We start from the raw sequence: 1,329 nt of genomic DNA on the forward strand, positions 1-1,329 counted from the left end.
TGCTCATGCTGAGTTTCCAGCACTAGATTAACTGCCCGTTCACGGACTTCCGGAGAGTAACGTTTGGTCGTTGTCATAGAGACCTCCACTTTTAAAGTATAGACTCTAATTTATCCGGGGTGATTCAATAATCAAAAAGTGAATATACCAAGGATTTTGACCGCCAAACGCCCCACATTTGACGAAGGAAATCCCATGCGCTATAGTCGCTTTCAAGGTGCTGAACACACCATGCAAAGCGGATACCGCGCCCGAAAGTTATGCGGTTTTTTTACGCCCATAGATTGTTATGGTCGGGTAGCGAGTAGTGATACAACACCCTTAGGGGAAAAGCTGCTGGCCGACTTTGCACGGTGTTCAAGTACCCGACCGCCCCACTGAACATGGGGTAAAATGAACAAATGCAAAGGATACAAAAATGAACACCCAACCTATCTCATTTTCATTTAAAGAATCGCACGATGTCCGCGTTCAGGTAATCGATAGTGAACCATGGTTTTGCTTAAAGGATGTCTGCGACATTCTGACCATCGCAAACTCCAGTCGTGTCGCTTCTGATGTGCTCGACTCGAAGGGGGTACGCAAAACGGATACCCTTACTTCTGGCGGCATTCAAGAGGTTAATTTCGTCAACGAACCCAACCTCTACCGCGTTATATTCCGTAGCAACAAGCCCGAAGCGAAGCAATTCCAAGATTGGGTATTCAACGATGTACTTCCCTCAATCCGCAAGACCGGCAAATACGAGCGTCCCGTTTACAAGCCAGAGTCCCACGAACTCTTCACCGCTAACGATACCTCCAACCTCGCCCGCCTCATTTGGCACGTGAGCCATAACTTTCGCTTCAAGCAGGCATGGAGCAATGGCATATGGTACGCTTTACGTGAAGTCACCGGTATTGCCTCACCTCAGCCGATGGAAGTCCGCCATATCCCGCATATCGCCCGAGAATGCGAACGCATATGGGCTGTTATAGAACGTCTGCAATCTGCTATGGTAGAGGCTGAGAGACGAACCATTCGGCAGCTTGTGCGCAAGCGTGAGAACGTGGATAGCGTGATGGGGGAAATCGATAGCTTGCTTCTTGAAGCCAGCCAGAGCAACGCCTTCATGCTCACCGATACGCTGACCCGCTGGCATAAGTCCGAACTCGGCCAGTTCGCACAGAGGCACTGATGGTGGCCCCGCCTCGTTGAGGGGGCGGGGTAATTTTTCTCTTGCTTAACAACACAGCGTACTACTACACTGGGGCTATACCCCATTTACGATGTCCAAACACGAGGAAGATGATATGACTAGGTTATTAAATATTGTCGCTCGAGCTATCA

Annotated in this window: 1 protein-coding gene; it reads left to right on the forward strand. The window is 49.4% G+C overall.

The genetic code is table 11. The features are described 5' to 3' along the window. Nucleotides 1–418 precede the first annotated feature (418 nt). The gene (locus CINSTRO3249_RS15965; protein ID WP_074013912.1) at nt 419–1,177 is read left to right on the forward strand and encodes a BRO-N domain-containing protein; all 759 of its coding nucleotides are present in this window, start codon (nt 419–421) and stop codon (nt 1,175–1,177) included. Nucleotides 1,178–1,329 lie beyond the last annotated feature (152 nt).

Source organism: Candidatus Sodalis sp. SoCistrobi, from assembly GCF_900143145.1.
Classification (GTDB): domain Bacteria; phylum Pseudomonadota; class Gammaproteobacteria; order Enterobacterales; family Enterobacteriaceae; genus SoCistrobi.